The sequence below is a fragment of the Actinosynnema sp. genome (assembly GCF_052038725.1).
The window spans coordinates 1-5,025 of the sequence record NZ_JBQGCX010000525.1; the positions used below are offsets into that span (position 1 = coordinate 1).

The 5,025-nt window shown below is 74.1% G+C and carries 6 protein-coding genes; all 6 read right to left on the reverse strand.

Translation table 11 applies throughout. The features are described from left to right. The coding region (locus ACTUAL_RS10565; RefSeq protein WP_440900130.1) for an ATP-binding protein at positions 1–1,262 on the reverse strand (1,262 nt) is incomplete at its 3' end. After that, a complete protein-coding gene (locus ACTUAL_RS10570) occupies positions 1,259–2,269 on the reverse strand; it encodes an ATP-binding protein (RefSeq protein ID WP_440900131.1) in 1,011 nt (336 codons plus the stop codon). The genes ACTUAL_RS10570 and ACTUAL_RS10565, both read right to left, overlap by 4 nt. A 10-nt stretch (positions 2,270–2,279) precedes the next feature. Further along, positions 2,280–2,693, reverse strand: a complete 414-nt coding sequence (locus ACTUAL_RS10575) for an anti-sigma regulatory factor (RefSeq protein ID WP_015802512.1) — start codon at positions 2,691–2,693, stop codon at positions 2,280–2,282. Further along, positions 2,690–3,067: an STAS domain-containing protein gene (locus tag ACTUAL_RS10580; protein WP_096494822.1), complete on the reverse strand. Its 378-nt coding sequence runs from the start codon at positions 3,065–3,067 to the stop codon at positions 2,690–2,692. The genes ACTUAL_RS10575 and ACTUAL_RS10580 overlap by 4 nt, the downstream gene beginning before the upstream one ends. Next, positions 3,067–3,933 (reverse strand): STAS domain-containing protein, encoded by an 867-nt coding sequence (locus ACTUAL_RS10585; protein ID WP_440900132.1) that lies wholly within the window; start codon positions 3,931–3,933, stop codon positions 3,067–3,069. Before ACTUAL_RS10585 ends, ACTUAL_RS10580 begins: the two co-directional genes overlap by 1 nt. A 234-nt stretch (positions 3,934–4,167) precedes the next feature. Further along, entirely contained in the window at positions 4,168–4,767 is a 600-nt protein-coding gene (locus ACTUAL_RS10590) for an acetoacetate decarboxylase family protein (RefSeq protein WP_096494826.1), read from the reverse strand. Positions 4,768–5,025 lie beyond the last annotated feature (258 nt).

Below are 5,025 nucleotides of genomic sequence, written 5' to 3' on the forward strand. Positions count from 1 at the left end.
GGCAGGCCGAGGCCCGTGCCGCTCACGCCCGCCTGGAGCTTGTTCGCGACCTGGTAGAACTCCTCGAACACCCTGGGCTGCTCCTCGGCGGGGATGCCGATGCCGGTGTCGGCCACGGTGAACCGCAGCCCCGCCTCGGGGCCCGTGCTGTCCGGCCGGACGGTCAGCCGCACCTCGCCGCGCTCGGTGAACTTCAGCCCGTTGGACAGCAGGTTCCGCAGGATGCGCACCAGCATCGTCTCGTCGGTGACCAGCACCGGAAGGTCGGCGGACGCGTCGACGACCAGCGCCACGTCCGGGGTGCGCGCGGTGGTCTGCAGGGCGCCGCGCAGCTGCGCGACCACCAGCGGCAGGTCCACCGGGGCGGGCCGGGGCCGCAGGCTGCCCGACTCGGCCTTGGCGGTGTCCAGCAGCTCGTTGACCAGCGCCAGCAGGGTCTCCCCCGCCTGGTTGACCAGGGTGACCTGGCGGCGCTGCTCCTCGGTGAGCGGGTCGGAGCCGGGCGCGGCCAGCAGCCGGGTCAGCCCGACCACCGAGTTCACCGGGGAGCGCAGCTCGTGGCTGATGGTGGACCAGAAGCGGGTGCGGGCCTCGGCGGCCTCGCGCAGCTGGGTGGTCTTCTCCTCCTGCTCCGCGTACAGGGCCACCACGCCCTGGTTGGTCTGCTCCAGCTCGTCGGACAGCTCCTTGTACAGGGCCATGACGCCCCGGTTGGTGTCCTCCAGCTCGGAGTTGAGCCGCTCCAGCTCGCGCCCCTTGGCCTCGGCGTCCTCCATGGCCGCCAGGAGCTCCTGGTTCTGGGTCCGCAGCTCGTCGAGCGCGTCTCCGCCTGCGGCGGCGGACAGTTCGCGGCGCAGCCGATCCACCTCCTGGGCCGTGGGTGGGCGCCTGCCGTGGGACAGGTCCTTGACCAGCGTCACCCGCGTTCCGCCCGCGTCGGCCTCGACCGAGTCCATGAACCGCCGCACCGTGTCCCAGCCGGGACCGGTGGCCTGGCCGCCGGTCCAGCCGAACTCGATGACCAGCGCGGGCGCGGGCTCGGCGCGCAGCCCGAACAGCACGGTGGCCGGTTCGGAGCGGCGGACCAGCTCGCGGCCCAGGTCGCTGAGCGCGGAGGCGACCCGGATCTGGTCCTGGCCGTCCATGCCGATGCCCGCGGCGACCTCCCGGCCGCGCTGGCGCAGCAGGAACACGTCCGGATCGGCCGACACGGACAGGCGCAGCAGCCCCTCGACGCCGTCGGGAGCCCGGTGCGGGCTCACGTCCTGGCCACGAGGACGCCCGCGTCGTCGCGGCGCACGCCCGCGTCGCGCAGCAGCGAGGCGGCGGCGAGCAGCGGCGGCCCCGCCAGCAGGTCCGGCTCGGGTCCCCACCGCTCGGTGAGACCGTCGGAGTGCAGCACGACCACGGCCCCCTCCGGCAGCGGGTAGTCGAACGTTCGGATGACGCGCGCCTGGTACCCCGCGACGCCGGGTGCCGAAACCATTCCCTGCTTGCGGTCGGCGGTCAGCACGGACGCGGCGATGTTCCCGAGGCCGCAGAACCGGGCCGTGCGGGCGGCCAGGTCGAGCTCGGCGACCGCGACGGCGCCGCCCCTGGTGCCGCGCAGGGAGGCGTGCAGGTGGGTGACGAGGTCCTGCGGGGAGGTGCTCGGGTGGTTGCGGAAGACCCGCACGGCCTCGCGGGAGGCGGACGCCGCCAGCGGGCCGTGCCCGGAGCCGTCGCACATCATCAGGACGAGCCGGTCGCCGTCGCGGCGCACGGCCCACGCGTCGCCGCACTCCTCCTCGCCCCCGATGGCCCTGGTGAGGCCGGACGCGGTGTCCTCGGGGATGTCGGACAGGGGGCCGCGCCGCGGGTGGAAGCGGGCGACCAGCGCGGTGCCGCGCGGGCTGGAGGACACCGCGCAGGTGTCGGCGGCGCGCGCCACCGCGCCCATGCCCAGGCCCAGGGTGCCGGTGCTGGACTGGCCGTCGAGCAGCGCGAGGTCGACGTCGGGGATGCCGGGGCCGGAGTCGAGCGCGAGCACCTCCACGGCGGCCTGGTCGACGGCGCGCAGCGAGCGCACCAGGACCTGGCCCTCGCGGGCGTGCTTGAGCAGGTTGGTGCCGATCTCGGTGACGGCGAGGCCGATCTCGGCGACCCTGGCGCCGGGGAAGCCGAGCTGCTCGGCCAGCGCGGTGGCGGCCCTGCGGGCCCTGCCGACCTGGGCGGTCTCCTCGACGCGCACCCAGGCCACGTCCTCCGTGACCGGGAGGAACTGGTTCACCTGCGCCACGTCACCGCTTCCACTTGACCACGGTCACGCTGGTGCCCCGGCCGACCTCGGTGTCGAGGTCGAACTGGTCGACGAGCCTGCGCGCGCCGGACAGGCCGAGGCCCATGCCCTTGCCGCTGCTCCAGCCGTCGGCCAGGGCGAGCGTGAGGTCGGGGATGCCGGGGCCCTCGTCGGTGAAGGCGGCGCGCACGCCCTGGCGGCGGCCGTCGGTGACGACCTCCACGCTGGCGCGCCCGCCGCCGCCGTAGACCAGGGTGTTGCGGGCGAGCTCGCTCGCGGCGGTGACCAGCTTGGTCTGGTCGACCAGGGAGAGCTTGACCTTCTGGGCGTAGTTGCGCACGAGCTGGCGCACCCGCACCACGTCGTCGTCACCCGAGATGGGCTGGAGGTCGGGGGACCCCACGGGTGTGGTCACCGCACGCCTCGGCGCTGTTCGCCGAGCACTCTGAGGATCTTCATGCCGCGCTCCAGGTCCAGGGCCGTGCGCACGCCGCCGAGGGTGAGCCCGAGCTCCACCAGGGTGATGGCGACCGCGGGGCGCATCCCGACGACGACGGTGTCGGCGTCGAACAGCTTGGAGATCGAGGCGATGGTGGCGAACATGCGGCCGATGAACGAGTCGACGATCTCCACGGCGGAGATGTCGATGACCACGCCGTGCGCGCCGGTCGCGCTGATCTTCTCCGCGAGGTCCTCCTGGAGGGCGAGGACGCTCTGGTCCTGCAGGTCGATCTGGATCGACACCAGCAGGACGTCGCCGATCTTGAGGATCGGAACGCGCTCGACCATCACCGGGCGCTCCGATCGTGGGTGACCTCGACGCCCTCGCGGCGCAGCGCGTGTCGCAGCGCGTCGGACAGGGAGGCCTTGGTGGTGATGTCGCCGAACTCGATGCCCAGCGCCACGATCGTCTGGGCGATCTGCGGGCGGATGCCGGAGATGGTGCACTCCGCGCCCATCAGGCGGGCGGCGACGACGGTCTTGAGCAGGTGCTGGGCGACCTGGGTGTCCACGGCCAGCACGCCGGTGATGTCGATGATGGCGTGCTCGGAGCCGGTCTCGACCAGCGCCTCGAGGAGCTTCTCCATCACGACCTGGGTGCGCGCGGAGTCGAGGGTGCCGACCAGCGGCACGGCCAGGATGCCCTCCCAGATCTTCACCACGGGGGTGGTGAGCTCCAGGAGCTGCTCGGACTGCTCCTGGATGATCTCCTCGCGGGCGCGGGCGTAGGTCTCGAAGGTGACCAGGCCCAGCGCGTCCAGCAGCTGGGAGAAGCCCATCAGCTCGCGGAACAGGTCCGTGTCGGTCTCGGGCAGCTCGTCGGCCAGCTCGAACACCACGCGCTTGAGGGCGAAGATGCTCGACGCGGTCTCCGACGGGGTGTACCCCTGCCGGGCGCGGGTGCGCGACATGTCCTCCAGCAGCGCCTTGACCTCGGCGTTGCGCTCGCCGCCCAGGTCGTGGCCCTGGTTGTCGGCGACGTGCAGCAGGGCGGTGAACAGCTCCCCGAAGTCCCGCTCCAGCTCGGCCTTGGTCACCCGGCCCCGGATCTGCCCGAGCACCGAGTCGACCCACCTGGCGGTGATCGTGCCCGCGTTGTCCCGCAACAACCCGGTCAGGCGGTGTCCGTTCCCCTGCCCAGCGTCCGCAACCACTCTGCTGCCTCCTCCTGCGACTCCTGGAAGCAGAGAGTAGTGGGCGAACGGGGTGGGGTGGTGACGGCGGGCGGTGTGGCGGGGTGGAGACCGCAGTGGTGCGCTGGATCGTGACGTGCCGGGCACAGGGCGTGCCCACTCCCGCGCCCGTTCGGCCCAACGCGCGCCCGACTCGTGGCCGGACCGGCGCGCGCCCCGCGCCCGGTTCGGCGGGGCGGGCGCCGGTCCGGCGGCTCAGCCCCGGCCGCCCGCGCGGTCGCTGCCGAAGCGCATCCGGAACTCCGGGATCACCGCGCCGAGCAGCGGGCGGTGCGGCAGGAGCCAGCCGAGGGGGCCCTTGGCGGCGAACCGCCACTCCAGCCGGGTGGGCGCGGCCCGGCCGCCCGCCCGGAACGGGGTGCGGGTGGTGCGCCCGCCCAGGCTCTGCCACAGCGGCAGGGCGGCCTTGACCGGGAGCGTGGCGCCCTTGGGCACCAGGCGGGCCGCGGCGATGCCCTCGGCGTCGCCGGAGAGGCGGGTGACGTCCAGGTCGGCCAGCTCCTTAGGGATGCCCCACATGGCGCGGGCGCCCGCCTTGGACGGCTCGCTGTCCACCCAGATGTGCGTGATGGTCAGGCCGAGCCGCCAGCCCCTGCGGACCAGGACGGCGGCGAGCAGCTCGTTGTAGGGCAGCAGGCTGCCGGGCAGGTAGGCGACGAACCCGGTGACGACCAGCGACCGGCCGAGCACGCGCACCGGGCGCACGCCGTCGGGCAGCGGCGGGGTGGACCTGACCGCCCAGAGCGAGGCGCAGCCGTGCCCGTGCAGGTCCCAGGGTTCCGGTGGGTAGTCCATCGGGTGATCCTCTCGCAGGGCGGTCGGGGGCGTCGGTCAGGACCGACGACTCGGCGAGGACGACGGCGGGCCGGGCGGGCGCCTCGACGGGCCGCCGGTCGCGGAGGGTTGTCGCCCAGGGGCCGGGGTGCGGCACGAGCCGGTAATCGTGTGTCGACCCAGCGGGGTCGTCACACGGGCGGGGTGGGCCGCCGAGCGGCGGGCGCGGTGGGGGGCACCCCGGGGTGGCGGGGCGCGATCGGGCGCCCCGGCCGGTAG